The 25,924-nt window shown below is 63.9% G+C and carries 24 protein-coding genes; 15 read left to right on the top strand and 9 right to left on the bottom strand.

What is annotated here, in order from left to right; translation table 11 throughout:
• Nucleotides 1-585 precede the first annotated feature (585 nt).
• Complete coding sequence (locus tag HCO70_RS00445) at nucleotides 586-2,061, bottom strand: aldehyde dehydrogenase family protein (protein WP_172292037.1); 1,476 nt, start codon at nucleotides 2,059-2,061, stop codon at nucleotides 586-588.
• Between the two features lie 266 nt (nucleotides 2,062-2,327).
• Here HCO70_RS00445 and HCO70_RS00450 point away from each other — a divergent pair, with 266 nt between their 5' ends.
• Nucleotides 2,328-4,097, top strand: coding sequence for a thiamine pyrophosphate-binding protein (locus HCO70_RS00450; RefSeq protein ID WP_172292039.1), 1,770 nt, complete (start codon nucleotides 2,328-2,330; stop codon nucleotides 4,095-4,097).
• Here the strand turns inward: HCO70_RS00450 and HCO70_RS00455 are convergent.
• Nucleotides 4,091-4,663 carry a MarR family winged helix-turn-helix transcriptional regulator gene (locus HCO70_RS00455; RefSeq protein WP_172292041.1) on the bottom strand — a complete coding sequence of 191 codons (573 nt, stop codon included), beginning with the start codon at nucleotides 4,661-4,663 and terminating at the stop codon, nucleotides 4,091-4,093. The genes HCO70_RS00450 and HCO70_RS00455 overlap by 7 nt on opposite strands.
• A 116-nt stretch (nucleotides 4,664-4,779) precedes the next feature.
• On the opposite strand from HCO70_RS00455, the gene HCO70_RS00460 reads away from it, so the two are divergent.
• Entirely contained in the window at nucleotides 4,780-5,754 is a 975-nt protein-coding gene (locus HCO70_RS00460; RefSeq protein WP_172292043.1) for a Gfo/Idh/MocA family protein, read from the top strand.
• A gap of 37 nt (nucleotides 5,755-5,791) precedes the next feature.
• Here the strand turns inward: HCO70_RS00460 and HCO70_RS00465 are convergent, their stop codons facing one another.
• The 5 genes from HCO70_RS00465 to HCO70_RS00485 are packed head-to-tail and all read right to left on the bottom strand — an operon-like array spanning nucleotide 5,792 to nucleotide 9,265.
• Nucleotides 5,792-6,070: a hypothetical protein gene (locus HCO70_RS00465; protein ID WP_172292045.1), complete on the bottom strand. Its 279-nt coding sequence runs from the start codon at nucleotides 6,068-6,070 to the stop codon at nucleotides 5,792-5,794.
• Nucleotides 6,067-6,900 carry an extradiol ring-cleavage dioxygenase gene (locus tag HCO70_RS00470; protein WP_172292047.1) on the bottom strand — a complete coding sequence of 278 codons (834 nt, stop codon included), beginning with the start codon at nucleotides 6,898-6,900 and terminating at the stop codon, nucleotides 6,067-6,069. Before HCO70_RS00470 ends, HCO70_RS00465 begins: the two co-directional genes overlap by 4 nt.
• Before the next feature lie 13 nt (nucleotides 6,901-6,913).
• Nucleotides 6,914-7,675, bottom strand: coding sequence for an ABC transporter ATP-binding protein (locus HCO70_RS00475; RefSeq protein ID WP_172292049.1), 762 nt, complete (start codon nucleotides 7,673-7,675; stop codon nucleotides 6,914-6,916).
• A 4-nt stretch (nucleotides 7,676-7,679) separates the two neighbouring features.
• Entirely contained in the window at nucleotides 7,680-8,456 is a 777-nt protein-coding gene (locus HCO70_RS00480) for an ABC transporter permease (protein WP_172292051.1), read from the bottom strand.
• Entirely contained in the window at nucleotides 8,453-9,265 is an 813-nt protein-coding gene (locus HCO70_RS00485) for an ABC transporter permease (protein ID WP_172296024.1), read from the bottom strand. The genes HCO70_RS00480 and HCO70_RS00485 overlap by 4 nt, the downstream gene beginning before the upstream one ends.
• Nucleotides 9,266-9,501: 236 nt before the next feature.
• Here HCO70_RS00485 and HCO70_RS00490 point away from each other — a divergent pair, with 236 nt between their 5' ends.
• The 7 genes from HCO70_RS00490 (at nucleotide 9,502) to HCO70_RS00520 (ending at nucleotide 17,558) form a co-directional block, all read left to right on the top strand.
• Nucleotides 9,502-10,410: an ABC transporter substrate-binding protein gene (locus HCO70_RS00490; protein ID WP_253913075.1), complete on the top strand. Its 909-nt coding sequence runs from the start codon at nucleotides 9,502-9,504 to the stop codon at nucleotides 10,408-10,410.
• A gap of 154 nt (nucleotides 10,411-10,564) precedes the next feature.
• Nucleotides 10,565-12,424 carry a thiamine pyrophosphate-binding protein gene (locus tag HCO70_RS00495; protein WP_371742127.1) on the top strand — a complete coding sequence of 620 codons (1,860 nt, stop codon included), beginning with the start codon at nucleotides 10,565-10,567 and terminating at the stop codon, nucleotides 12,422-12,424.
• 70 nt (nucleotides 12,425-12,494) lie between these two features.
• Nucleotides 12,495-13,451 (top strand): tripartite tricarboxylate transporter substrate binding protein, encoded by a 957-nt coding sequence (locus HCO70_RS00500; protein WP_172292057.1) that lies wholly within the window; start codon nucleotides 12,495-12,497, stop codon nucleotides 13,449-13,451.
• A 78-nt stretch (nucleotides 13,452-13,529) separates the two neighbouring features.
• Nucleotides 13,530-13,994, top strand: coding sequence for a tripartite tricarboxylate transporter TctB family protein (locus HCO70_RS00505; protein ID WP_172292059.1), 465 nt, complete (start codon nucleotides 13,530-13,532; stop codon nucleotides 13,992-13,994).
• Nucleotides 13,995-14,006: 12 nt separating this feature from the next.
• Complete coding sequence (locus HCO70_RS00510) at nucleotides 14,007-15,593, top strand: tripartite tricarboxylate transporter permease (RefSeq protein ID WP_172292061.1); 1,587 nt, start codon at nucleotides 14,007-14,009, stop codon at nucleotides 15,591-15,593.
• Nucleotides 15,590-15,838 carry a 4Fe-4S dicluster domain-containing protein gene (locus HCO70_RS00515; RefSeq protein ID WP_172292063.1) on the top strand — a complete coding sequence of 83 codons (249 nt, stop codon included), beginning with the start codon at nucleotides 15,590-15,592 and terminating at the stop codon, nucleotides 15,836-15,838. Before HCO70_RS00510 ends, HCO70_RS00515 begins: the two co-directional genes overlap by 4 nt.
• A gap of 10 nt (nucleotides 15,839-15,848) precedes the next feature.
• Entirely contained in the window at nucleotides 15,849-17,558 is a 1,710-nt protein-coding gene (locus tag HCO70_RS00520) for an FAD-binding protein (protein ID WP_216665207.1), read from the top strand.
• Nucleotides 17,559-17,575: 17 nt separating this feature from the next.
• On the opposite strand, the gene HCO70_RS00525 is transcribed toward HCO70_RS00520, so the two are convergent.
• Together HCO70_RS00525 and HCO70_RS00530 are read right to left on the bottom strand one after the other, a co-directional pair.
• Nucleotides 17,576-18,286: a class II aldolase/adducin family protein gene (locus HCO70_RS00525; RefSeq protein ID WP_172292067.1), complete on the bottom strand. Its 711-nt coding sequence runs from the start codon at nucleotides 18,284-18,286 to the stop codon at nucleotides 17,576-17,578.
• Between the two features lie 21 nt (nucleotides 18,287-18,307).
• Complete coding sequence (locus tag HCO70_RS00530; protein ID WP_172292069.1) at nucleotides 18,308-19,075, bottom strand: GntR family transcriptional regulator; 768 nt, start codon at nucleotides 19,073-19,075, stop codon at nucleotides 18,308-18,310.
• A 142-nt stretch (nucleotides 19,076-19,217) separates the two neighbouring features.
• Between HCO70_RS00530 and HCO70_RS00535 the strand changes: the two genes are divergently transcribed.
• From HCO70_RS00535 to HCO70_RS00560, 6 genes are all read left to right on the top strand, one after another.
• On the top strand, nucleotides 19,218-20,210 hold the full coding sequence (locus HCO70_RS00535; protein WP_172292071.1) for an ABC transporter substrate-binding protein: 993 nt from the start codon (nucleotides 19,218-19,220) through the stop codon (nucleotides 20,208-20,210).
• A 15-nt stretch (nucleotides 20,211-20,225) separates the two neighbouring features.
• Entirely contained in the window at nucleotides 20,226-21,173 is a 948-nt protein-coding gene (locus HCO70_RS00540; protein WP_172292073.1) for a 3-carboxyethylcatechol 2,3-dioxygenase, read from the top strand.
• Nucleotides 21,131-22,027, top strand: coding sequence for an alpha/beta fold hydrolase (locus HCO70_RS00545; RefSeq protein ID WP_216665208.1), 897 nt, complete (start codon nucleotides 21,131-21,133; stop codon nucleotides 22,025-22,027). The genes HCO70_RS00540 and HCO70_RS00545 overlap by 43 nt, the downstream gene beginning before the upstream one ends.
• A 4-nt stretch (nucleotides 22,028-22,031) precedes the next feature.
• A complete protein-coding gene (locus tag HCO70_RS00550) occupies nucleotides 22,032-23,504 on the top strand; it encodes an aldehyde dehydrogenase family protein (protein ID WP_253913076.1) in 1,473 nt (490 codons plus the stop codon).
• A gap of 69 nt (nucleotides 23,505-23,573) precedes the next feature.
• On the top strand, nucleotides 23,574-24,590 hold the full coding sequence (locus HCO70_RS00555; RefSeq protein WP_172292077.1) for a TRAP transporter substrate-binding protein: 1,017 nt from the start codon (nucleotides 23,574-23,576) through the stop codon (nucleotides 24,588-24,590).
• 25 nt (nucleotides 24,591-24,615) lie between these two features.
• Nucleotides 24,616-25,920: a TRAP transporter large permease gene (locus tag HCO70_RS00560; RefSeq protein ID WP_172292079.1), complete on the top strand. Its 1,305-nt coding sequence runs from the start codon at nucleotides 24,616-24,618 to the stop codon at nucleotides 25,918-25,920.
• Nucleotides 25,921-25,924: the final 4 nt, after the last annotated feature.

Genomic DNA, 25,924 nt, shown 5'->3' on the forward strand with positions numbered 1-25,924 from the left:
CTGCCACCGGCTAAGGTGCAGAAGGCCCGCATCTCAGTCTCGACCTCGGGGTCGGCTAAGGTCGGGGTGGGGCCGCTGAGATGCCGGATACCATGACGCTCCGGAAGACCCTTTCTGCTATCGAGGGAGAGATCACTTAACCGCTCGATCCGCCGGCGGACTGCGCCTGCAATCCGCGTTGCCCAATGGTCGAAGACATCTGGCGAAGATCGCAGCCGGAGCTGCAGTTACAGGGCGCCGGTCCTTTCGCCGTTTGTTACCTGCAGGGTAAAGCCGGTGGCCCCCGCCGCGTGATATACGGCTGCACGGTTCGGCGAACGGGGCCATCCCGGTACGCCGCGGCGCAACTTTATGCGCGTATCGCGGGATGGGCCATGCGACGACATCTGAGGTGATACTCGCATGTGTGTGGCTGGCGTGGGGAGCGCGGGACCTGCCTTTTTCACGACGAGTTGAAATGGCAGTTTTGGCACTTCGTTACCTCGCATTGCGCAACGAAGCGGCATGCCCAACTGCAGGTTTTCTCATCTCCGCTTGGATGCAGCGAGATGCTGTGTGCCAGAGTACGACAAGTGACCCTTTCAGTCATGACTGGAGTACGATGCTGTATGCCTTTTCCTCGGTGTAGCTCATCATGTCGTCGAAGGCTTCTTCGCGCCCCAAACCGCTGTTCTTCATGCCGCCGAAGGGTACGGCGGGGTAGTGCGGGCCGGCGCCGTTGATCCAGATGTAGCCAGACCTGATGCGCCGGGCGGTCGTGATTGCGGTGTCGAGGTCCCGGGTCCAGACGGATCCGGACAGGCCGAACTCAAGGCCGTTCGCGATTTCGATGACCTCGTCGATATCGCGCCATCTGAAGACTGACAGGACCGGGCCGAACACCTCGTTTCGCGCCAGATACATATCTGGCGTCACATCGGCAAAGATCGTGGGGCTCCACCAGTAGCCGCTATCGAAGCCGGGCGGTGGCGCGCCGCCGGTGACGAGACGCGCGCCTTCTTCCTGTGCCCGGCCGACGAAGCTCCGCACCTTCTCTATCTGCGCCGCGCTGATCATTGGGCCGATCTGCGACATCTCGTCGAGGGGGTCGCCGATTTTCATCGCGGACAGTCGTTCGACCATCGCGGCAAGGAACTCATCATGGATGTCGTCGTGCAGGAACAGACGACTGGTCGATCCGCAGGACTGCCCCTGCCAGCCGAAGTTCATGCCCTTGATCGCGCCAGGTATCGCCTTTTTCATGTCCGCGTCCGGAAAGACGATCAGGGGGTTTTTCCCACCCAGCTCCAGCGTGATCTGCTTGACCGCGACCTCGGCGGCGCTGCGTTGGATGTGCAGCCCGGTGGCGACCGAGCCGATGAAGGCCAGCCGCTTCACCTCCGGGTGCCGGACAAGAGCCTCGCCAGCTTCCTTCCCGAACCCGGTAACGACGTTAACGACGCCAGGAGGGAAGATTTCCCGCGCCAATTCGCCGAGGTAACAGGCGGAAAGTGGGCTTTGCTCCGACGGCTTCAGCACAACCGTATTGCCGGTGATCAGCGGTGCGCCCAGCTTGGCCGCCGCGAACATCAGCGGGTGATTGAAAGGGACAATCCGCCCGACCACACCGTAGGGTTCGCGTTCGGTGAAATGCAGGTTGCCGGGGGTGGCCGGGATCGTCGAGCCCTTCATTTCATAGCCGAGCGCGGCGTAATAGTTCAGCTGCCGGGCCGAGGAAGCCACGTCGCGGCGCATCTCAGAGATGATGTTGCCGCTGTCCTTCACCTCAACCTGCAGCAACCGCTCGCCATGCTCTAGGATCGCATAGGCGAACCGCCGGATCGTCTCTGCCCGTGCCGCGACCCCGGCTGCGGCCCAGGCCGGCTGCGCGTCCTGCGCCGCGCCGACGGCGGCGGCGACGTCTTCGGCCGATCCCTCGGGGACCTGTGCCAGCAACGTCTCGTCCGCGGGATTGACGCAGTCATAGCGCCGGCCGGACGCGCTCTCGACAAGTTCGCCGCCGATCAGCATCCGCGGGTTTTCAATGTCGAACGTAACGTCGACGCTGCTGTTTCCGGACATGACCTCACTCCCTTATTCCGGCGCCGATCTGTCGGTTTCCGCCGACCGATCCCGCCGCCTGAGTTGTTTATCTGGAAAACTATCTTCCGGTGCAATGGCGCATTGCGACGTCCGCCGGACGCGTGCACCTTCGGGCCGACAAGTAGCTCGGCGTAGCCAGGTTTTTCATGCGGGCACTGGCGCGGCTGGCGACGATACTGTTATCTAGGTAAATACTTCGGCCGCAGGCGCTGCGACCGGTGTCGACGCAACGCGGGGGAGGCGATATGGCGGACGCAGGCGGAACCTCGGGCGGAGGCCGGGTGGCGGGCTGGGGCAGCGACGTGGTCGCCGACGCCCTGGCCGCGCTGGATATCCCCTATATCGCGCTTGTCCCGGGGGCGAGCTTCCGGGGCTTTCACGACAGCCTGGTGAACTACCTCGGCCCCGACGGCCCGCAGATGATCGTCTGCCTTCATGAAGAGCACGCCGTTGCCATCGCCGAGGGCTGGGCACGCGTGACAGGCAGGCCGATGGCAGTGGCGCTGCATTCCAATGTCGGGCTGATGCACGGCAGCATGCCGATCTACAACGCCTGGTGCGACCGAACGCCGGTGCTGATCTTCGGCGCGACCGGTCCGGTCGACGCGCACGAGCGACGGCCCTGGATCGACTGGATCCATACCTCCGCAGACCAGGGCGCGCTGGTCCGGCCCTTCGTGAAGTGGGACGATCAGCCCGGCTCCGCCGAGGCGGCGGTGGAATCGGTCCTGCGCGGCTACCAGATCGCGGCGACGACGCCGAAGGGACCGGTCTACATCTGCCTCGACGTGGGGATGCAGGAGGCCTCGCTGCAGCGCGAGGTGCGGGTGCCAGACGTGGCGCGCTTTGCCCCGGGCCGCCCCCCGGCAGCCGCGCCGGACGAGGTGGAGCGCGCGGTGGACATGCTGGCCGCGGCCCACGCGCCCGCGGTGCTGATGGGCCGGATGTCGCGGGACACGGCGGACTGGCAGCGCAGGGTCGCCTTCGCCGAGGCACTGGGGGCGCCGGTGCTGACCAGCATCCACCGCCCACCCGCCTTTCCCGCAACCCATCCGTTGCACGTCCTGCCCGTCTGCGGAGAGTGGCCTTCCGTGGCCGAAGCCGACCTGATCGCCGGCGCTGACCTGATCCTGTCCTTCGACTGGCTGGATCTGGGGGGCTACCTTAGGGGCTGCATAGGCACGGCATCTACGCAAAAGCCGCCGCAGGCGCGGGTGATCCATGTGAGCCTGGATCACACCATGGCGAACGGCTGGAGCAAGGATCACTACGCCCTGCCGCCTGCGGATCTGGCGCTTTATGCAGATCCCGATCAGGTCGTGGGGCAGCTTGCCGCCGCGCTGGGGGTCCGGGGATGCAGCGCCGCCGCCCCGCTTTGCCCGGATGCCTTGCACAATCACACTCACTGGCAGAGTTCGGTGACCCCCCCTGCCTCCGGGGCGGATCATGCGATGTCTCTTGAACTTTTCGCCCACACGATCGCCGGCTTTGCGGCGAGCCGCGAAGTGTCTTTTGCGCGCCTGCCCATCGGCTGGCCGGGAGATGCCTGCGCGTTCTCGCATCCTCTGGATTACCTTGGCAAAGACGGAGGCGGCGCCGTCGGAACCGGGCCGGGACACAGTATCGGCACCGCGCTGGCGTTGAAGGACAGTGGCCGGCTGGTGATCGGGGTCGTCGGAGATGGCGACTTCCTGATGGGGGTGAACGCCCTGTGGACCGCCGCCAACCTGCAGGTCCCGGTGATCTTCGTCGTGGCCAACAACCGCGCCTACTTCAACGACGTCCGTCACCAGGAGCGGATGGCGCTCACCCGGAACCGGCCTGTCGAAAACAAGTGGATCGGACAGGTGCTGGACAATCCAAGGCCCGACATCGTTCGTCTGGCGGAAGCGCAAGGCTTTGCGGCGGAGGAGGTCGGGACACCGGACGCTCTGATCCAAGCGCTGGAAGCAGCAGAGTTGCGGTTCCGCGCGGGACAGGGCACGGTCATAGACGCCCGTGTGGGCGGTTATTGACTGTCTTCGGACTCGTCATGCACGGCCTCCAGGCTTCGCAGCGCCTTGGCCAGCAGTTCCGAAAGCCGCTCGGATTCCTTTGGCGTGAGCCCCTGCGCGATGTGACGGGCGTAATTGTCCAATGCCAGCGGCAAGACCTGCTCGGCAAGTGCGACACCTTCCTCGGTCAACTCGATCAGCGAACTACGCCGATCGTGTTCACTGGGGCGGCGGCGCACCAGCCCGTTTGCGTCGAGGTTCCGCATCACCTTGGTCAGCCCACCCGGCGTTATCAGCATCGACTGACGCAGCTCGGTCGGTGTCAGAGCGTGGGGCGGGGGCAGGGTGCGCAGGGTCACGACCACCTCGAATTCCGCCCGGGTCAGGCCGAACCGCTCCTTCACTTCGCGCCGGGAACTGTCGTGGATCAGGTCGCGCATCCGGAACAGTCGGATTACCAGGTTGCCCGCATGGGTGCTGGCCGCGGGCCATGTCGACCGCTTGCGCCGGATAAGGCCCTCGGCCGTGGTATCGAGCGGAGGTGTGTCCTCTACGGGCAGTTGGGGCGGATCCACGTCGTGTTTCAAGAATGCTCCATTGTGCTGCGGCAGGCCGGATGCCAGAGGGGAATATACGCATCGCGGTGGCATCGCCAGACACGGCGACGGCAACCGGGGCGGGCCATAAAAGAGGGAGAGGGATCATGCTGAACCTTGCCATTGACGGGACGGGCAACTGGCCAAGACGGATGGTCAATGCGGTGCAGGGCGTGAGCGACAAGGTGCGCTTCACCGCCGCGGCCAGTCGAACACCCGAAACCAAGGGCGCTTTCGCGGCGGAATTCGGGCTTAAGGTGCAACCTCTGGACGCAGTGCTTTCCGACCCGGCAGTCGATGCGCTGGTGATCGCATCCGCCCACAGCGCGCACAGACCGCATGCCAATGCGGCGGCCGCGGCCGGCAAGCACCTGTTCGTAGAAAAGCCGCTGGCCCCTGCACTGGTGGATGCCAGGGCCATCGTTCGCGCGGCAGAAGATGCCAGTGTCTGTCTGGCCCATGGGTTCAACCGCCGGTTTGCTCCAGCTTTTCGCGAGATGCAGCGAAGGGTCGAAACCGGCGAGATCGGCGAGATCCTGCATCTCGAAGGACAATTCTCCGGTCCTTCGGGCTTCGGTATCAATCCGGGAGCCTGGCGCGGCGACCGGGCGGAGTGCCCGGCAGGCGCGATGACGGCACGAGGCATCCATGCGCTCGACTCGATGATCGCCCTGGCGGGGCCAGTGGCGCGCCTGCACGGCTTTTCGGATCGGCGGGTGATCGAGGCGGAGGTGGATGACGTGACTTCGGCGCACCTGCGTTTCGCATCCGGCGCGACTGGTTTCCTCGCGTCGCATCACGCCACGGCCGAGATCTGGCGGGTGCAGGTCTATGGCAGTGGTGGCTGGATCGAGATGCGCGGCGACGCGGAACTTGTCGTCCGCTCCGTGGGAGACGCCGAGGAAAAGGTTTCGTTGACGCCGGTCGACAAGGAACGGCTGGAATTGGAGGCCTTCGCCGACATGATATCGGGCCAAGCGATCTACCCGGTGACCCAACAAGACGCGCTGAACGGGATTGCTGTGCTCGAGGCACTGGTTGCCTCGGCCGCCTCGGGCGAGGCAGTTGATGTAGCGACGTGACGAATCCTCGCCGTTAGGCTGGATCCGCCATCGGCGCTCAGGTCCGGGCCGGCTTGCCAAGGACAGCTCGCATGCGTTCGTTGTAGACCGGCAAGGTCAGCCCCAGCACGTTGAACCGTGTCAGATACCCCAGCAGAAACGCATTCGCTCCCATCAGGAAAAGTGCACCCACGTCGCCGGAGAGGATGGCATCCCGCTCCTCCCCCGTGAGGTCTAGGCTGCTGACAGCGCGTTCGGGATCGGTCTGCATGGCCCAGCGCCAGTTCTTGTCGTGCATCAGCTGGTGGCACATACGGTTCACTGCGTAGATGCTCATGCCTGGTCTCCTATCCAGGCGGCGAATGCGTGACCACGGATCTCCTGCAATTCGATCCAGTCGGCTTGTCCCGGTCCGACCGCACCCAACATAGCGATCCAGTTCAGCACTTCGCCTCCTACGTTTCCGGCCGCCAGCATGCGCGGCTCCGTTGCCTCGTCGCAGAGTGTGCCGACGTCTCCAGACCGCATCAGCGCTGTCACCCGTTTTGCCCATTCCAGATCCGGAACTCCGAAATTCTCGCCGGGGTCCATCAGCGGCCCTGCCACGTCAAGCGAGAAGCTGCCTGTTCCGATGACAGTGACGCGAATGTCCTGCTCCCAGGCGCGGATGGCGGCACCAAGCGCTTCGCCAAACGCGAGGCTCCGTTTGGAGGAAGGCATTGGTGGAAGATGGCCGTTCAGGAAGATCGGGATCACAGGCACGTCGTAGCCGGGCGTAAGGAAATAAAGCGGGACGCCGATGGAGTGGCCCACCTGGTAATGCGTTACATGTGCCGCGTCGAAGCCCTCGTGGACAAGCCCGCGGAACAGGTGCGCGGCCAGCGCCCGGTCAGAGATGAAATCGCGGGGTGGCATCAACGCAACGTCGTCGACCGGCCCAAGGAAAGTGTCGTCGATCCCGACGCCGAAGGTCGGGAAGCAGTCGAAGTAAAAAGTGTTGAAGTGATCTGTGTCAATCAGAATGATCACGTCCGGTGCCTGCGTTTCCAGCGCGGCCCGGGCCATTCCGAAGTAACGGTTGATCTCGCCGTCCGGCCCCTGATCTGCGGCGAACTTGGGAAAATAGGGCGTGTGGGGCACACCGATCCCTCCGGCGATCAAGGCCATGGCACCAACTTTCTCATCCTTGTTCCTCCCGGTTCATGATGTTGGCAAAGACATGCGACCTGAGACGCAGGAATTCCGGGTCCTTTTTTGTGGTGATCTGGTCCCGCTCCGCCGGAAGCCCGACCTCCAGTACCTCTTTCACCTGCGTCGGAGGTGGTCCGAGTACGACGACCCGGTCGCCGAGGTAGACGGACTCGTCAATGTCATGGGTCACGAACACCACCGTCATGCTATAACGGCGGCGGATGGCGAGTATGAGATCCTCCAGGTCCGCGCGCGTCTGCGCATCGACGGATGCGAAGGGTTCGTCCATCAACAGGATTTCCGGCTGGTAGGCGATGGCGCGGGCGATCGCGGTCCGCTGCTGCATTCCCCCGGAAAGCTGCCAGGGATATCGGCCTATGGCATCGGAAAGGCCGACAGCAGCTAAAGACTCTTCGACCAGCTCTCGCAGTGCCGCGGCATCTAGGTCGCGGCGTTTTCGCAATGGAAAGGCCACATTGTCGCGCACGGTCATCCACGGGAAGAGCGACCGAGAGTAGTCCTGGAACACGAGCGCCATCTCTCGCGGCGGGCGAGTCACGGGCCGGCCGTGCAGCGTGACGCGACCGCGACTCGGCGGCAGAAGCCCTGAAATGCATTTTAGCAGGGTGGTCTTGCCGCAGCCTGACGGTCCGACGATGCAGGTGAAGCGGTCGGGTTCGAAGGTGACGCTGATCTCCGCGATCGCGCGGACTGCTCCGAAGTCCCTGCCGAGTTGCTCGACCGCTAGCATACCGTTACTCCGCTGCCTTCCGTGCGCCCCGGTGCCAGGCCAGCACGCGGCTCTCGATCTGGAGCAGTGCCATATTGAGGATGTAGCCGAGAATGCCGAGAATGATGATCCCCGACCACATCAGCGGGATATCGAACAGTCGTTTCGCCTGCCAGATTCCGAAGCCGATGCCGTTCGAGGCGGCGACGAATTCGCTGATGACCATCATGATGACCGCCAGCGACAGGCTAGTCCGCAGACCGGCAAAGATGGCTGGCAGTGCGCCGGGCAGAACGACATGCAGCAGTTCCCCGCGGCGCGTGATGCCATACATCCGAGCGGTTTCGCGCAATGTCGGGTCGATCCCGGTTATCCCGGCGATCGTGTTCTGCAGGATCGGAAACAGGCAGACGAGTGCAATTAGCAGCACCTTTGCCACGTCGCCGACGCCGAGGACGAGGATGGTAAGCGGCAAAAGGGCCGGCGGCGGCAGCGCGCGGAAGAACTCCACCAGCGGCGCGGTCGCGATGCGCGCGCGCCGAGACAGGCCGAGCGCGAAGCCAAGTCCGACTGCCAGGATTGCCGATAGCGAGAAACCCAATAGGATCCGACGGATCGACGGCCAGATGTCGCTAAGAATCCGCTCGCCAAACCAGTCGGCGCGAAGTGCGGCCAGGATCTCTCCCAACGGCGGGAAAAAGAAGCTGTCGCGGGGCGCCGCCCACAGCGCATACAGCGTGACGAGCACGAATGGTGTCGCGATTTCCAGCGCGATCAGGACAGTGCGACCGTTTCGCTTCATCGCGTGTCCTTCCTGTGCGAAGGGTGCCAGAACAGCAGTCGTGCCTCCAGCCGTGCGAAGCCCAGGTTCAGCGACATCCCAAGAAGCCCCGCGGCGAGGATAAGCGCGTAGGTCCTTTCGACATTGGCGCCCTGCCGGGCCTGTAGGATCAGTTCGCCCAGCCCGGGGATGCCGACAACGATCTCCATCGTCACGACGATGATGAGCGCAACCGCCGAGCCGATCCGAATGCCGGTGCCGACATAGGGCGAGGCCGAGGGCAAGGCGACGCGCAGCAACCGGTCCCGACCCGGCATGCCATAGGCGCGCGCCGTGTCCATGGCCTGCGGTTCGACATCATGCATGCCGTAGATCGTCTGGATCAGGATCGGCCAGAAGGCGGCGAAGGCGGCCAGGAAGATCTTGGAGCCAAAATCGACTCCGATCACCAGGATGACCGCCGGGATCAGCGCCACCGAAGGAATTGGACGCAGGAACTCCACCACCAGCCGCAGCGAAGCGTACAGGTAACGCGACGCTCCCATCCCGACGCCCAGCGCGATGCCGAGAACGGCGGCAGCGCCCAGACTGGCCGCCCAGGTCCACAACGTATCCCACAGCCCGTGCCAAAACGATGCGGTGCCGAGCAGCGCGCCCAGCGTGACGAACATGACCGAAGGCGGCGGAAAGAACGCTGCCGGAAGCATCCCGATGCGCACGGCCAGATCTACCAACGCGATGGCAGCCAACGTGCCGAGCCAAGGCAACGCGCTTTCCGGCACTGTGGCGCCCAGCAAGAACCGGGTCGGCGTTTTGGCTCTGTCTTCCATCACTGCAAAGCCCTCCCTGGCCCGTGGCAATCACGTCAGTTCTCCCGCGCGCATGCCTTAATTTAATTTCCTAGATTAATAATCTCTTTGCCGCAAACCCGACGTGAGGCATATTGGCGATAAGTCCTGACAACAGAGCTGGACAAACAAGGGAGGACATCATGATAGCCTGTTTCCGGGTCAGCCGTACTGTTTTCGCTGCTGTCGCCGTGCTTGCGGTCTCTGGGCCGTTCGCTTTGGCGCAGGAGCAGCTCGACCCCGAGAACCCGACCGTAGTCACATTAGGAACGATCCCGATCGCGCCGCTGATTCCCGCCTTCATTGCCAAGAAGAATGGCTACTTCGCCGAGGAGGGACTGGAAGTGGAGTTGCGCCCGGAACCGGGCGGGCAGGATATTGTCACGGCCGTCGTGGCGCAGGAATTCGATTTCGGTTTCTCGAACCAGACGTCGCTGCTGATCGCGCGGTCCAGAGGCCTTGGGGTTAGCGCGATCGCCAAGGCCGTGGTCGGGTCCCCCGATGTCGACTCGGCATGGGATGCCGTGATCGTGCCTAGCGACAGTCCGATCCATGGGCCCGAAGACCTGCCGGGAAAAACGTTGTCGGTCAACACACTCAACAACACACCGCACATGGTCGTGTTGGCGGCATTAGAGGCTGCTGGGATTGAGAACCCGCAGGACCAGATCACCTTTATTGAAGTGCAGTTCCCCGACGCTGTCGGAGCTGTCACGCAGGGGCAGGTGGATGCTGCGTGGGTGGTCGAGCCATTCGTGACCGTTGGCACGTTCAACGACACTCGGGCTATCATGCATCCGCTGATCGAGACCGGCGAAAGCTTCTTGATGTCCGCCTATTTCACCTCGGACCGACTGATCGAGGAGAGGCCCGATATCGTCGACGCCTTTGTTCGGGCGATAAACCGGGCGATGGAGTTCTCGGCAGCCAATCCCGATGTCGTTCGCGAGTCGTTTCCAGAGTTCAACGAAAACGCTTCGGAATCTGTGGCTAGCCAGATGGCGTTGCCTTTCTGGCTGACCAGACTGTTGCCTGAAGATTTTGAGCATGGAGCGGAACTGGCGCTGAAATACGGCTTCATCGACGAGATCCCGGACCTCGATTCATTCGTCTACCAGCCGGAGTAAGCGGACGGGACATGATCGGGACTCGACATGACCAGCACACGCCTTGGAAGCGGCGTGCCGGCCATGTCGATGGGGGCAGACCGGCGCTGCTGTAGATAAAAATCAATTGACTGATCTTTTGACAAATGTTTCGGTAGGAAGATGGGCTTCCGGAGTGGGCGAAGACGGCATGGACGCACGTAGGCACAAGGCTGACGGCGACGCGAGCGGGGCCCGTATCACCACGCTCGACGCACCTTTCGCCCGCCCGGAGACGAATTTCGACGGCTCTTTCTGGAACAGCGATACCATCGCCGAACTGCTGCACGAGCTGGGGTTGGAATACGTCGCGCTCTGCCCGGGGTCGAGCTTTCGTGGCCTGCACGAGAGCCTCGTAAACCACCTCGGCGACGCCCCGCCAGAGATGTTGCTTTGCCTGCACGAGGAGGCCGCGGTTGCTATCGCACACGGCTTCGCGCGGGTGACCGGGCGGCCGATCGCCGTGATCGTGCATTGCAATGTCGGCCTCATGCATGCCGCGATGGCAGTCTACAACGCCTGGTGCGACCGGATGCCGATGTTGATCCTCGGCGGAACCGGACCGCTTGACGCCACCCGCCGTCGCACTCCCATTGATTGGCTGCACGCGTCTGCGGATCAGGCGGCACTGGTGCGCGATTACGTGAAATGGGATGACGCTCCGCATTCAACAAAGGCAGCAATCGACTCGATCCTGCGCGCGGTGCGCATGGCCAACATGGCTCCGAAGGGCCCTACCTACGTCACGCTTGACCAGAGGCTTCAGGAGGACAGTTTCGCCTTCCAGCGCAGCGCGAAACCGAACGTGACGCGCTTTGCGCCCCCCGCGCCGCCAGTGCCGAGCGACGAACTAGTCGCACAAGCTGCTGAGCAGCTGCTCGCGGCGCGCGCACCGATCATTCTTGCTGGACGTGTCTCTCGCGACGAGTCGGCATGGGAGCGCCGCGTACGCCTTGCCGAAGCGCTCGGCGCGCGCGTGCTAACCGATCTCAAGGTGGCGGCCGCCTTCCCGACAGACCATCCCCTGCATGGGCCGGACCCGGCCATCGCCTTCACAAGCGACGCCGGCGTCGCCATTCTGCGCGATGCCGACGTGGTGCTCAGCCTCGATTGGTGGGACCAGGCGACGCTGTTCCGGCAGGCCTGGGGCGACGATCACGTTCCCGCCACCGTCATTCGCGCCTCGCTCGACACCTACGTCCACCGTGGATGGAGCCGCGATCACATGGGGCTGACTGCGGTGGATCAGGACATTCTCTGCGACCCGGACCTGTTCGCCGACGCGCTTCTCCGCACGGTGGAGGCGAAGGCAGACGAACCCTTCCGTCAGGATGCCGCCGACCGCCTGGCACGTGCCGAAGAGAACAAGTGCGATCCTGCCAGGATTCCGCCGCTCAATGACGACGGGAGAGCGATTGCGCTGTGGGATATCGGCACCGCACTGCACAAAGTGACCGAAGGCCGGAGGTTCTGCCTTATGCGAGCGCCGCTGGGCTGGCATGTCGGTTCGCTTCCGATCACGCATCCGCTGGATTATCTGGGTGCGGACGGCGCCGCTGGTATCGGCGGCGCGCCCGGCATGTCCGTGGGTTCGGCGCTGGCGCTCCGGGGAAGCGGCCGGCTGCCCGTGGCGGTCTTCGGTGACGGTGACTTTCTGATGGGTGTCACCGCACTGTGGACCGCCGCACATTATCGCATCCCAATTCTCGTGGTCGTGGCAAACAACACGGGGTATTACATCGACGAGCAGCACCAGGTTGCAACGTCCCTTACCCGCGAGCGGACTGCCGACACGGCATGGATCGGCCAGCGGATTGCGGACCCCGAGGTCGATATTCTCGGAATGGCCATATCGCAGGGTTTCGAGGGCTGCCGCGTGGAGGCGCGGGACGACCTGGAAGAGGCCCTATCCGACGGGAGAGACGCGGTGGAGGAGGGACGCTGCTATCTCGTCGAAGTGCGGATTCGGCCCGATTACGAAGGCTACCCGCGCTGAGGTCGTGACGATTAACGAGCGTAATTTTCCGGAAATGCCAAGCATCAAGCGGAAACCAAGGGAGGAAGACATGAAACAGAGACTAGCGAAGATCGCGATAGCCACAGGCCTCGCGTTGGCAGCTGTGGCCACATCCGCCCCAGCACAGGAATTTCCCGACAAGCCGATCACGATGATGATCGGGTTCCGTCCGGGCGGTGCCGTCGACACGACGGGCCGGCTGATTGCCGAGAAGATGTCGGAAACGCTCGGTGTGCCGGTGACGGGGGTCACGAAATCCGGCGGCGGCGGCACGGTCATGGCGGCCGAGCTCATCAACTCGGAGCCTGACGGCTACACCATCGGCATGGGCGCCAGCGCAGCCTACACGCTCGCGCCACAGCTCAATTCGGATCTGCCGTTCAAGATCGACGACTTCGACCACTTGGCGACCCTGACCTATCCGTCCGACGCCATCGTGATCAGTGCCGACAGTGAATACAACTCGATGGAAGAGATGATCGCGGCACACAAGGAAAGCGGCGATCCGATCACCTTTGCGTCGCAGGTTTCCGCCTCGCGCCTCATGGTGGCGGCCATCTCAAAAGCGACGGGTGTCGAGTTCCGGGTCATCCCCGTTCAGGGGGGTGCAGACGGCATCAAGGAGGTGCTCGGAGGTCATATCGACATGACCTGGAGCGGCAGCGGCTGGACCGAGCAGGTTCGTGCCGGCACCATGAAGCCGCTGGCTACGATGGCGGCGGACCGTATGGAAGACTATCCCGACGTTCCGACGCTTCTGGATCTGGGGTACGACTTCACCTTCGTCGATACCTTCATGCTCTCGGCCCCGAAAGGCGTGCCGGAAGACCGCATGGCAATCCTCGTCGACGCTATCGAGAAGGCGATCAGCGATCCCGCCGTGCAGGAGACGCTGCGCGAGAAGATCGGGCTTCAGACCAAGTACCGCGGCCCCGAGGAAACCACCGACTTCCTGCACCAGCAGTACGATGCTGTCGCACCGCTGGTCGACGCAGCCTCGGGCTGACGGGCAGAGTTAACGACCTGTTCGGCCACGACAACGGGCGTGGCCGGGCTGGATGCGAAACCGGGCGGGATCAAAGAGATGAAGCGGTCTGACATCATATCGGGGACTCTGATCGTTCTGGTCGGCCTGCTGATGATCTTTGTGGTCGTGCCGCGCCAGATCAAGTCTTTCAGCGGGTACGGACTGGATCCGGCCTTCTTCCCGCTGTCGCTCCTCTGGCTCCTAGTGGCACTTGGCGCGCTTCTGGTCGCGACCCGGCTGTTGAAGCCGGTCGATCCCGAGGCGGAAGGCGGTGGTCTGGACGGGTCGAACTGGGCCTATATTGGTACCGCCGCCATGTACTTTGTCCTGGGTTTTCTGGCGATCACGGCCGTCGGCTTTGTCATCGCCGGAGCCGGAATGATGATCGTCCTGATGCTGGCCATCGAAAAGCGCGAAGCGCGCTGGACAGAGGTGGTGCTGTTCCCGGTGGCGACCGCCTTCGTGATCTATTGGCTGCTCTACAATGTCTTCAGTGTGCAGCTGCCATCGGGCCCTTTCTAAGCGAGCGTGGCAATGGATCAGATCCTGCTCGGCGTCGGTGACGCACTCGCGATCGAAAACGTCTTGCTTATCGCGGTCGGGGTGTTCACCGGATTGCTGGTGGGCGCGATCCCGGGCCTGAACGGGCCGATGGCCATCGCGCTGGCCCTGCCCATCACCTTTTACCTGTCGTCGCTAAGCGGCATCGCCTTCCTGATCGGCATTATGAAGGGCGGGACCTTTGGCGGCTCCGTCGCCGCGATACTCCTAAATACACCGGGTTCACCGGAGGCGGCCGCGACCGCGATGGATGGCTACCCTCTGGCACAGAAGGGCAAGGGTCTGAAGGCCATGAAAATGGCACTCTATTCCTCGGTCTTCGGCGACTCGGTCAGTGACATCGTTCTGTTTTGTGTGGCAGCACCCGTCGCGGTGATCTCGCTCAAGATGGGGCCGCCGGAGATGGCCTCGGTGCTGATCTTTGCCCTGACCATCATTGCAGGGCTGTCGGGCAAGTCGCTGATCCGCGGCCTGATAGCCGCGACACTGGGTGGCGTGATCGGCACCATCGGCCTGGACCCGGAATCAGCCGTACCCCGAATGACATTCGGCTTCGTACAGCTATCCGACGGCGTCTCGCTCATTCCGATGACCATCGGCCTGCTCGCACTGTCGGAAATCATCGTCCAGCTGGAGGCGCAGATCCTCGGCCGAGCCGGCGCGGCGAAACGGCTCAACCCGTTTGCAAAGGAAGTGCCGCGCGAGAACAAGGTCGTCACCTGGGCGGAGTGGCGCGCCTGTTTCCCGACCACCCTCCGCTCAAGCGCCATCGGAACCGGCATCGGCGCGCTTCCGGGCGTTGGCGCTGTCGTTGCGGGCTTTCTCGGCTATGCCTCGGCTAAACGTGCCTCGAAAACGCCCGAGGAGTTCGGCACGGGCAAGCTCGAAGGGATCGCCGCCGTGGAGGCGGCGAACAGCGCGGTTTCCGGCGCGAACCTCATTCCGCTTCTGGCAATCGGAGTACCCGGCAGTCTGACCGCTGCAGTGTTGATCGGGGCCTTTTTGGTACATGGCGTGCAGCCCGGACCGCTGATCTTCCAGGACCACCCGCGGCTGATCTACGGCATCTTTGCCGCGATGGTGCTGGCGAATATTTTCAACTTCGTCATAGGCCAGGCCGGTCTGCGGTTTTTCGCATTTGTCGTCAGCTTCCCTAACCGGTTCATCTACCCGGCTGTTATATTGTGCTGCATCGCTGGAGCCTATGCCGGGGCCAACAGCATGTTCGACGTCGCCATCGCCTTCATCTTCGCGGTGGTAGGATACTTTATGCGCAAGCTGGACTTCTCATTCGCGGCTTTCATCATCGGCTTCGCCCTGACACCGCAGGCGGAACTCTACGTTCGCCAGACAGTAATTCTTTACGGCGACCGGCCGATGACGCTGCTGACGGATCATCCCATCGTCGCCTTCTTCCTTGCGCTGACGACTTATTCGGTCATCCGGATCGCCCGCTATCAACGCAAGGCTGACCACGCCCGCGTCGCGCTGCGTGAAGGCGCGACGTCGAACGATGCGCCGGATCTCGAAATCACTGTCCGGGACAGATCGGAACCATGATTGAGAAGATCGAGATCGAGAAATGCACCGGCTGCGGGGTGTGCGACATCGTCTGCCCCGCCGATGTCATCCACATGGAGCCCATAGATGACCCAGGTGACCTGCCGGGATTCGCGGCGGGCGACCTGCTGCCAGTCATAAGGTTTCGCGAGCACTGCATCACCTGCTTCAGCTGCGAAATCTTCTGTCCCGAGCAGATCGTGGATGTTCATCCGTCGGTAAAGAACCGGCCGCGTCCATGGTGACGGCATGAACATGAAGGGGCTTTTCTCGGAGACAGATATCCTGGTGATCGGCGCCGGCGCCGGCGGTCTCCTTGCAGCGCTGAGCGCCAAGCGGAACAGCCCTGCCGGTACTCGCGTGACGCTCGTCGATTCCTGGATGATCGGCCGTACAGGGCACACTGCCTTCTCCAACGGATGGACCATCGTGGCACTGCCGGAGGACGACATCGACGGCATCCTGCGAGAGATCGTCGCCGGCAACGATGGAATCGCCGACCAGGAACTGGTGCGCCAGACATTGATCGACTCGCAAGACCGGCTGCGCGACTTCGAGGCAATCGGCCTGAAATTCCCCCGCAACGATGACGGCAGTTATGCCCGCCGACCCACGCGCGGGCTGGATCAGGCCAGGGTCATGCATCCCGAAGGCGGCGGGCTGGAATTCTGCTGGCACCTGCGCCGGGCATTAGAAGACGACGGTGTCCTGCTGATCGACCGGCTGTTCGTCATTGGGCTCCTGAAGGACGCCGACGGTCGGGTCACCGGCGCCACCGGCATCGGCAGCCGCAGCGGCGAATTCTACGTGATCGCGGCGCGCGCGACCATTATCTGCACCAACGCGATCACGTTCCGCTCGGGTTTCGTGCGCGACATCACCGGGACCGGCACGCTGCTGGCCCTGCGCGCCGGTGCGTCCCTTCGCAATGCCGAGTTCAGCTATGTCCGCCCCGGTACACCGAAGTTCTATTTCGAGGGCATAACCTTTGCGATCCAGGAAGGCGCGCGTTGGAAGAATGCCCGGGACGAGGCATTCATGCCGGAATATGATTCTGACTGGGGCGACGAGGCCGACGTACCCACAATCGCGCGCGCGATGGCGTTGGAGAAGCGGAAAGGCAATGATCCGCTCTATCTCGACATGTCGCCGATCCCCGAGGAGTTTCGCGACTACTTCGTTCAGAGCAAAGTCAAGTGGATGGACAACTTCTTCCGCAAGCTGGGGGAGGAAGCCAAGACCGACATGTTCGGCAAGACGCCGTATTTTGCGCTCAACCAGATGACCAAGATGGCGCTGCGCACTGGGCCTGACTGCCGCTCAGATGTGCCAGGCCTTCTTGCCGCTGGTCTGGCGCAGGCCGGGGCGGCGAACCACTTTGCCGGGTTTCACATCGGGTTGTGCATAGGCAATGGCTGGATCGCTGGAAAGAGCGCCGTCGAGGATCTCGATACGGCGCCGCCGCCACAAATTGACCCAGCACAGGTCGAGCGCCTGTATGCACAGACTGACGGAAGATTGAAGCCCTCGGCGAAGACGGAGTCCGACCGGCTTTTGCGCGACCTGCAGCAGATCATGTTCGCCTATGACGTCGGAATCCTGAAAGAAGCCGGCCGTCTGGAAGATGCGATGGCGAAGGTCGATTCCCTGTCCGCGCGAGCTGCGGATCTGCGGGCGCCGCATGTGCACGAATTGGTCCGGCTGCAGGAGACCGAGGCAATGCTTCTTGCCGCGCGGCTGATTCTCGGCGCATCGCTGACGCGCACCGAGTCCCGCCTAAGCCACATCCGCGAGGATTACCCCGAGCGCGATGACGAGAGCTGGCTCTCTTGGGTAGACATTCGCGAGGCACCGGACGGTGTCGCGGTCGATAAGACGCCGGTGCCGTTAGTCCATTGCGGCGTTGAACAGATCGCCCGGGGCCGTCCGGAACGCCTGCGCAAGGGAACGATGGCAGCGGGATGAATTGATTGGTAGTTGCCTCAGCTCTCGACCCTGGCAGACCACCAGTCCCAGGCCCGCGCCAGGATATGCGGCTGCAGGTTGGCTGCGCCGGAGGCGTCGATCTCGGCATCGGTCAGTCGCGTGATCGGCTCGAACGCCGCCGACGTCACCTGCAGGCGGGCGTCGGAACATAGCTGGATCGCCCGGAACGTCATCGAACGGATATCGTCCCCGACGACGACGGCGCCGTGATTGGCCAGGAACACCCCCTGCGCCCGCCCCATAGCGGCGGCCAGCGAGTCACCCTGCTCACGCGTCGCCACCAGCAGGTTCGTGTCGCCGAACGCCTGCTGCGCCGACCAGTGCGGCACATGATACCCCACAGTCGCTCCGACATGCGTCACCGGGCGGAACGCCCGGCCCGTCAGGCAAAAGGGCATGATGTCGGCCGAATGGAAATGCGCAATCGCGGCCACGTCCGGCCGGGCGCGATAAATCGCGCCGTGGATCACCCGTTCCAGGAAATACCGGCGGCCGTCATCTGCCACCGGATCGCCGTCGAGCGTGAATTCCGCCACATCCCCCGCGGCAATCATCCCGGGACTGCGGGCAATGGGCAGCAGATAGCGTTCCGGGTCACCGGGATGGCGCTGGCTGACATGGCCGAAGCCGTCCAGCACGCCCTCGTTGACCAGTATCCGGCTCGCCAGCACCAGATCCCTGCGCGTTTCTTCCAGCGACTGCGTCATCGGTTCGAACCCCCCTCCGGTTCAACGCAAGGCGATTTCCAGCATGACCCGGTCACCCCGGTACAGGCCCTCGCTTGCATAGATCAGCTCCCCCGCGCGCGACAGGACCGACCGCCGCATCACGGCGACCGGCGCGTTGACCGAGATGTCGAGATGCCGCGCAGTGTCCACGTCGGCGGTTGCGATGGTCAGGACCTGCTGCGCTTGTCCCAGGTCGTTGCCGGCCAGCTCCTGCAGAAGATAAAGCAGCGCCTCTTTCTCGAAACGCTCGGGCGGAAGCTGCCGATAAAGCCGGTCGTCCAGGAAGGAGGTGCCAAGCAGGAACGGCTCGCCGTCCCGCCGGTGCAAACGCACCATCCGGCGATAGGCCGCAACCGGCGGCAGGCCGCGGCCCAGCACATCCGGCAGCTCGGCCAGGTGCGCCTGAACTAGCGTGGTGATCTGCGAGCCGAGGTGCGCTTCCAAGAGCTGCGCCCAGTCCATTTCCAGCGCATGGGCAGGCGCCTGGGCGGGCCGGCGGCGCACGAAGGAACCCTTGGCCCGCTTGCGCTCGACCAGCCCCTCGTTCTCCAGCGTGTCGAAGGCCTGCCGGATCGTGCCGCGCGCGACGCCGAACTCGTCGGCCAGATCCTCGATCCGCGGGATCTGAGAATCCACCGGCCAATGGCCCGAGATAATCCGGTTCCGGAACAGCTCGGCAAGCTGCAGGTAGATAGCCACACGGCTGCGTTTGAGCACGCCTTCCGTGTCGGCGTCCGCGCTCTGACCTCCTGTCGACGGCAGTTCCATAGTCTGCTCCGGCTCTTGTCGTGGCTTCCTGCTAAGCGCATCCGGCCGCGTTGGGCAATAGGCTTCTTTATATAAAGATTATATATATGGACTTTTGATTTTTATATGTCCTAATAGAGAAGGGAAGAGACGCGGGAGTCGCATGGCACGCCTTCAGATATCCATCGCAAGCTGGGATTATGACCGGGTGCGCCCCCTGATGGACGGCCGCGTCGGCGTAGAGGGATGCGAGGTCAACTACCTCCCCATGCCGGTCGAGGAATGCTTCCATCGCGCCTATTTCCACTCCGAATTCGACGTGACCGAGATCGGGATGAGCCCGTTCCTGATCGCCTGTTCGCGCGGGCTGACGGATTACATGGCGCTGCCCGTGTTCCTGTCGCGGATGTTCCGGCACTCGGCCATCTACGTCTCGCGCGACTCGGGCATCGACACGCCGGAGGACCTTCGCGGCAAGCGCGTGGGCGTGCCGGAATACCAGATGTCGGCGGCGCTCTGGTCGCGCGGGATGCTGAAGGACGACTTCGGCATCGTGGCGGATGACATGTCCTGGGTCCAGGGCGGGCTCGAACAGCCGGGCCGCCGCGACAAATTCCCGCTGAACCTGCCCAATGGCTTTCCCATCGAAGCCGCGCCGGCGCAGGCGACCCTGTCACAGATGCTTGGCGACGGCGCGCTCGACGCCGTAATATCCGCGCGTGCGCCCTCCAGCTTCCTCGACGGCTCCGGCCGCGTCCGGCGGCTGTTTCCCGATTACCGTCAGGACGAGGCCGAATATTACCGCCGCACCGGGATCTTTCCGATCATGCACGCGGTCGGCATCCGCAAGTCGCTGGTCGAACGGCACCCCTGGCTGCCCGCGTCGCTCTGCAAGGCCTTTGCCGGTGCCAAGGCGATCGCGGAACAGGATCTCGGCGAGGTCACGGCGCTGAAGATCGGGCTGCCTTGGGTTGCCGCGGAATACGAACACACCGTCCGGGTGATGGGGCGCGACTTCTGGTCCTACGGGATCGAACCGAACCGAAAAACGCTCGAAGCGATGATGCGCTATTCGCACGAACAGGGGCTCGCCACTCGCCGGCTGGCGCTGGAAGAGGTCTTCGCCGAGAGCACGATGGAAGACGTAAGCGTCTGAACAGGAGGAGAGACGATGAGCGTCCAACTGATCTGCGCCTCGCACAGTCCGTTAATGTTGACGGATATCGAGGAAAGCGAAGAGGGCGAGCAACGGCGGTTTTTCGAGACTGTCGATCAGGCCGCAAACACGTTGCAGGAATTCGGCCCGGATCTGGTGGTCGCCTTCTGCCCGGACCACTTCAACGGCTTTTTCTACGACCTGATGCCAAGCTGGTGCATCGGCACCGCCGCCGTCGGTACCAAGGATTGGGGGATCCCCGGCGGCCCGCTGCGGGTACCACGGCAACTTGCAATGGATTGCGCGCGGCACATGCACCGGCATGACTTCGACACCGCCATTTCCCATGACATGAAGGTGGATCACGGGTTGACGGTGCCACTGATCCAACTGACTGGCGCGCTCGCGCGTTACGACGTGCTACCGATCTTCATTAACTGTGCCGCCGATCCACGCCCGTCGTTCCGCCGCTCGCGCCTGTTCGGGGCCGAGGTGGGGCGGTTCCTTGCCGGGCAGAGAGAGATGAAGTTCACCATCATCGGCTCAGGTGGCCTGTCCCACGATCCGCCGACCCCGCGGCTGGAGCGTTCTCCGGCCTCGGTGGCGCGGCGGCTCATCGAGCGCAGCGTGCCGACGCAAGACGAACTGGAGGCGCGCGAGGCGCGGGTCGTTCAGGCGGCGCGTGACATGGTCAAGCGCAAGGGGCCGTGCCTGCCGCCGAACGCCGACTGGGACGAGGGGTTCCTCGATGCGATCACCAGCTTCGACACCGACCGCCTGGACGCGATAACCGATGCCGAGGTCGATCAGGTCGCCGGCTTCGGCGCGCATGAGGTGCGCACCTGGGTCGCGGCGATGGCAGCGGCGCGGGAACTGGCGCCGGTGAAGGCAAAGGTCGACTATTACCACATCATTCCGGAATGGATCACCGGCATGGGCGTGATCTCGGCGTCGGCTTCATGACGACGGCGCGACCGGCCCACGAAACGCGGCGCGTAAGCTCCGGCGATACCGACATCCACTACCGCCTGTTCGGCGGAGGCGGCGGATTGCCGGTCATCATCGCGCACGGCCTGTCCTTCTTCTCGTGGGACTGGATCGAAATCGCCGAGGCGCTCGCCTCCGAACGTCCGGTCGCGGCGATGGATATGCGGGGCTTCGGCGAATCCGGCTGGAGCCCGTATCACAAATACGCTCCCCCCGCCGCGGCGGCCGACATCATGGCGATCATGGATCAGGAGGGCTGGGACAGGGCGATCCTGGCCGGCCACTCCTTCGGCGGCCGCGTCTGCCTCTATGCCACCGCGACCTGGCCGGACCGGGTCGCCGCGCTCGCCCTGATCGACTTCGCGCCCGATCTGGCACCGCTGGGCCGCAAACGTGTGGCGCAATCCATCGGCGGACAGCCGGACCTGTTCGACGGCGTCGAGGCCGCGATGCGCTATGACGGGCTCGACCCGGCACAGGCAGGCGCGGACCTGCGCAAGCGCTACGAGATGTTCCTTCAGCCCGTCGATGGCGGGTACCGGCTGAAACGCGACCTCTACCACCGCGACAAGTTCAAGGCCGTGCTGGAAACCGGACAGCGCGCGCCGGAAAAGACGGATTTCTGGGCCCTCCTGTCCAACTTGACCCAGCCGCTGACGGTAATCAGGGCCGCCGAGTCCGACCTGTTCGCACCGGAAACCATGGACAAGGTGCGCCAGGCCAATTCACGCGCCGAGGTCTTGGAGATCGCCGGCACCCACGACCTTGCGCGCACCAATCCCGAAGGCCTGGTCGACGCATTGCGCCCGCTGATCGCCCGCGCGGAGTGAGACGATGAACGAACAAAGCCGGAATATGACAACCGTTCCCAACCTTCCCGAGAACCGCGGCCTCTATTACGGCGGCGCGTGGCACGAACCCGCCGGCGGCTACACGTCTGTCACCAGCCCCGCCACCGGCGCCGACCTGGGGCAAGTGGCCGAGGCGAACCAATCGGACGTCGCTGCCGCGGCCGAGGCCGCGCACCAGGCGTTCCAGTCCTGGCGCTGGCTCAAGCCTTCGGTGCGTGGCGACGCGCTGCGGCAGGTGGCCGAGATCTTGCGTCAGAACAGGGAAGAACTCGCCCTGATCGACGCCATCGATTGCGGCAACCCGGTCAAGGCGCTGATGCGCGACGTCGACATCGCCGCCGAACTGACCGAATATTTCGCCGGGCTCGTCTACGAGACCCGTGGCGCCACGATCCCGATGGGCGACGGCATCGTGAACATGACCATCCGCGAACCCTACGGCGTCTGCGCCCGCATCGTGGCCTACAACCACCCGATCATGTTCATCGCCAGCCGCTTCGCCGCACCCGTCGCCGCAGGCAACACCGTCATCATGAAGCCGCCGCCGCAGGCGCCGCTTTCGGCACTGCGCTTTGCCGAGCTTATCGACGGCGTTTTCCCGCCCGGCGTGTTCAACGTCCTGACCGGCGGAAAGGAATGCGGCGAGGCGCTGGTGGCACACCCACTGATCCCCAAGATCACGCTGATCGGATCAATTCCGACCGGCCGCGCCATTTCCCGGGGCGCGTCGGACCGGCTGAAGGATGTCAGCCTCGAACTCGGCGGCAAGAACGCACTCGTCGTCTACCCGGATGCCGACCTCGACCGCGCGGCGGCGGGGGCGGTCAAGGGCATGGCCTTCACCTGGTGCGGACAGGCCTGTTCCTCGACCACGCGGCTGTTTCTGCACGAGGATATCCACGACGCGGTGCTCGACCGGGTCGCCGAGAGCGTGAAGGCGTTTCGCCCCGGCATCCCCACCGACCCCGAAACGACGATGGGCGCCATCGTCTCGAAAGAGCAATACGACAAGATCCTGTCCTATATCGAGATCGGCAAGTCCGAGGGCGCCCGCCTCGTAGCCGGCGGCAAGCGCCCCGACGATCCGCAGCTCGCCGACGGCTGGTACATCGAGCCGACTGTGTTCGCCGAGGTGACCGCCGACATGCGCATCGCGCAGGAAGAGATCTTCGGCCCGGTCCTGTCCGTGCTCAAATGGCGCGACGAGGACGAGATGTTCGCGCAAGTGAACGCCGTGGAATACGGGCTCGCCGGCGGGGTCTTCACCCGCGATCTTGCGACGGCCCACCGTGCCATCAGCCGGATCGAGGCCGGCTACACATGGGTCAACAACGCCGCGGCGCATTTCTTTCCCGCGCCCTTCGGCGGCACCAAGCAATCCGGCAACAACCGCGAGGAATGCTTCGAGGAGCTGTTGTCGTTCACACAGGTCAAGAACGTCTACATCGACCTCTGACAAAGGGGTCACCAGCCCGGAACCGACCGCAGAGCCGGCCGGGCCACTCAGCCGACAAGGGAGGATATCATGCTCGGCAGATTGACTGGATTATCACTCATTGGCGCGCTTGCGCTGTCGGGCGCGGCCTGGGCGCAAGAGGAGATCACGCTCACGATCAGCGCTTTCTCGACCTCGCAAAGCCCCAATCACAAGCTCACCGTAGACCGCGTGATCGGGGAGATCGAAGAGAAATCCGGCGGCCGCGTCAAGTTCGAGACCTATTTCGGCGGCTCTGCCTATGGCAACTCGCAGCGGCAATACGAACAGGCGCAACGCGGAATCGTCGACATCTCGCACGGGCTCTTCGGCTACACCCCCGGCCGTTTTCCGATGGTGGAGATCCTCGAATTGCCGTTCCTCTACGAGGACAGCATCGCCGCATCCAAGGCGTTCTGGACCACCTACGCGGACTACATGGACTTCGAGGGCGTCAAGCCGATCGCGATCTGGCTGACCGCGATGCAGCAAACGCATTTCAACACCCCGGTCGAGAACATTCCGGACATGGCCGGGTTGAAAGTCCGCGCCGGCGGCCCGTCGATGGTCGCGGCGCTGGCCGAACTGGGAGCGGAAGGCGTGCTGTTGCCTGCACCCGGCATCTACGAAGCGATGCAGAAGGGCGTGCTCGACGGGGCCATCGGCGCGATGGGCATCCTCGTTGCATTCAACGTGGGTGAAGTGTCGAACTATCATCTGAAAACCGACATCACCGCCGCGCCGTTGTTCCTGATGATGAACCAGGGCAAGTACGACTCGCTGCCCGACGACATCAAGGCGCTGCTCGATAGCTATTCCACGCCTGAGATGATCGGAGAATTCGCCGAGGCGTTCACCCGCTCCGACGTGCGCGGCAAGGAGATCGCCACGAGCGAAGGCCACATCTTCCGCGAACTGACCGAGGAGGAGCGCGCCGATTGGCGTGCCGCGACCCAGCCGGTCGTCGACGCCTATCTCGAAGAGCTCGAAGGCAAGGGCTTCCCCGCGCATGAGTTCTACGACGCGTTCATGGCCGAATATGAACGCCAAATCTCGATGACGAACTGATCGGCACGCGGCGGGCGAGGACGGAATGAGCCCATTCGCACTGGGATTGGCCGGGTTCGGCGTCCTGATCCTGCTCCTCGCCCTGCGTGCGCCGATCGCGCTGGCGACGGCCGTGACCGGGCTGGGGGGCGTCTGGCTCCTGCGCGATCACCAGACGGTTCTCTATCTGACCGGTACGGTCCCACGCGAGATACTGGAAAACTACGCGCTTTCGACGCTGCCGCTGTTCATCCTGATGGGCAACGTCGCCGCCAGCTCCGGCCTGTCGACAGCACTGTTCGATGCGTTCAACGCGCTGGTCGGGCGCCGGCGGGGTGGGCTGGCGGTGGCGACGGTCCTGACCTCCGGTGCCCTCTCTGCGGCGTCGGGGTCGTCGCTCGCCATGACCTCAACCATGGCACGGATGGCGGCGCCCGAAATGCTGTCCCGCCGATATCATCCGCGACTCGTCTGCGGCACCATCGCCGCGGGCGGCACGCTCGGCATCATGATCCCGCCCTCGACGATGTTGATCATCTACGGCTATCTGACGGAAACCTCTATCGGCGCGCTCTTCGTGGCCGGGCTGGTACCCGGCCTTCTCCTCGTCGCGGGTTTCGCGCTGACGGTCGCCGTCTGGGCGCGGCTCCGACCCGGCGACGCGGGCCGCGGCGGCGATGACGAGGGCGGCAAAAGCGACATGGGCCGGCTATTGGCACTGGTGCCGGTGCTGGCACTTTTCGGCGTGCTGCTGGGCGGGATCTACGGCGGGCTCTTCACCCCGACCGAAGGCGCGGCGGTGGGCGCCGGCGCGGCCATCGTCATCGCGGCGGTGATCGGCAAGCTCACGCTGCGCCGCCTGCGCGACGCACTGTTCGAGACCGCACGCACCTCCGCAGTGATCTACCTCATCATCATCGGCACGGCCTTTTTCCAGTTCTTCATGGAAGCGTCGCGCGTCCCCGTGCAGGCGGCCGGCGCAGTCAGCGGGCTGGGCCTGCCGGCCCCGGTTGTGATGCTGATCATCATGGCCCTGATCGCACTGCTCGGCTGCATCATGGAGGGGCTCGGCATCATGTTCCTCACCGTACCCATCCTGTTCCCCATCGTGACCGCCATCGGCTACGATCCGGTCTGGTTCGGCATCGTCATGGTGCTCCTGATCGAGCTTGGCCTCATCACGCCGCCAGTGGGTATGAATATCTTCGTCCTGGTCTCCCAGATCCCGGAACTGCGCCTCAGGGACGTCTTCGTCGGCGTGCTGCCCTTCGTGGTCGCCATCGTCGCCGTGGCGCTGGCGCTTCTGGCCGTTCCGGATATCGCCCTTTTCCTTCCCGCGACCATGAGGTGACGCC

The sequence above is a fragment of the Pseudoruegeria sp. HB172150 genome (genome assembly GCF_013184805.1).
Classification (GTDB): domain Bacteria; phylum Pseudomonadota; class Alphaproteobacteria; order Rhodobacterales; family Rhodobacteraceae; genus Psychromarinibacter.

Coding starts and splice junctions, on each gene's coding strand:
- HCO70_RS00500 (WP_172292057.1), top strand. CDS start 12,495: ATGAAACAGAGACTAGCGAAGATCGCGATAGCCACAGGCCTCGCGTTG.
- HCO70_RS00515 (WP_172292063.1), top strand. CDS start 15,590: ATGATTGAGAAGATCGAGATCGAGAAATGCACCGGCTGCGGGGTGTGC.
- HCO70_RS00530 (WP_172292069.1), bottom strand. CDS start 19,075: ATGGAACTGCCGTCGACAGGAGGTCAGAGCGCGGACGCCGACACGGAA.
- HCO70_RS00470 (WP_172292047.1), bottom strand. CDS start 6,900: ATGGCCTTGATCGCCGGAGGGATCGGTGTGCCCCACACGCCCTATTTT.
- HCO70_RS00510 (WP_172292061.1), top strand. CDS start 14,007: ATGGATCAGATCCTGCTCGGCGTCGGTGACGCACTCGCGATCGAAAAC.
- HCO70_RS00560 (WP_172292079.1), top strand. CDS start 24,616: ATGAGCCCATTCGCACTGGGATTGGCCGGGTTCGGCGTCCTGATCCTG.
- HCO70_RS00525 (WP_172292067.1), bottom strand. CDS start 18,286: ATGACGCAGTCGCTGGAAGAAACGCGCAGGGATCTGGTGCTGGCGAGC.
- HCO70_RS00480 (WP_172292051.1), bottom strand. CDS start 8,456: ATGAAGCGAAACGGTCGCACTGTCCTGATCGCGCTGGAAATCGCGACA.
- HCO70_RS00540 (WP_172292073.1), top strand. CDS start 20,226: ATGAGCGTCCAACTGATCTGCGCCTCGCACAGTCCGTTAATGTTGACG.
- HCO70_RS00445 (WP_172292037.1), bottom strand. CDS start 2,061: ATGTCCGGAAACAGCAGCGTCGACGTTACGTTCGACATTGAAAACCCG.
- HCO70_RS00485 (WP_172296024.1), bottom strand. CDS start 9,265: ATGGAAGACAGAGCCAAAACGCCGACCCGGTTCTTGCTGGGCGCCACA.
- HCO70_RS00545 (WP_216665208.1), top strand. CDS start 21,131: ATGGATCACCGGCATGGGCGTGATCTCGGCGTCGGCTTCATGACGACG.
- HCO70_RS00520 (WP_216665207.1), top strand. CDS start 15,849: ATGAAGGGGCTTTTCTCGGAGACAGATATCCTGGTGATCGGCGCCGGC.
- HCO70_RS00475 (WP_172292049.1), bottom strand. CDS start 7,675: ATGCTAGCGGTCGAGCAACTCGGCAGGGACTTCGGAGCAGTCCGCGCG.
- HCO70_RS00555 (WP_172292077.1), top strand. CDS start 23,574: ATGCTCGGCAGATTGACTGGATTATCACTCATTGGCGCGCTTGCGCTG.
- HCO70_RS00550 (WP_253913076.1), top strand. CDS start 22,032: ATGAACGAACAAAGCCGGAATATGACAACCGTTCCCAACCTTCCCGAG.
- HCO70_RS00535 (WP_172292071.1), top strand. CDS start 19,218: ATGGCACGCCTTCAGATATCCATCGCAAGCTGGGATTATGACCGGGTG.
- HCO70_RS00505 (WP_172292059.1), top strand. CDS start 13,530: ATGAAGCGGTCTGACATCATATCGGGGACTCTGATCGTTCTGGTCGGC.
- HCO70_RS00465 (WP_172292045.1), bottom strand. CDS start 6,070: ATGAGCATCTACGCAGTGAACCGTATGTGCCACCAGCTGATGCACGAC.
- HCO70_RS00460 (WP_172292043.1), top strand. CDS start 4,780: ATGCTGAACCTTGCCATTGACGGGACGGGCAACTGGCCAAGACGGATG.
- HCO70_RS00450 (WP_172292039.1), top strand. CDS start 2,328: ATGGCGGACGCAGGCGGAACCTCGGGCGGAGGCCGGGTGGCGGGCTGG.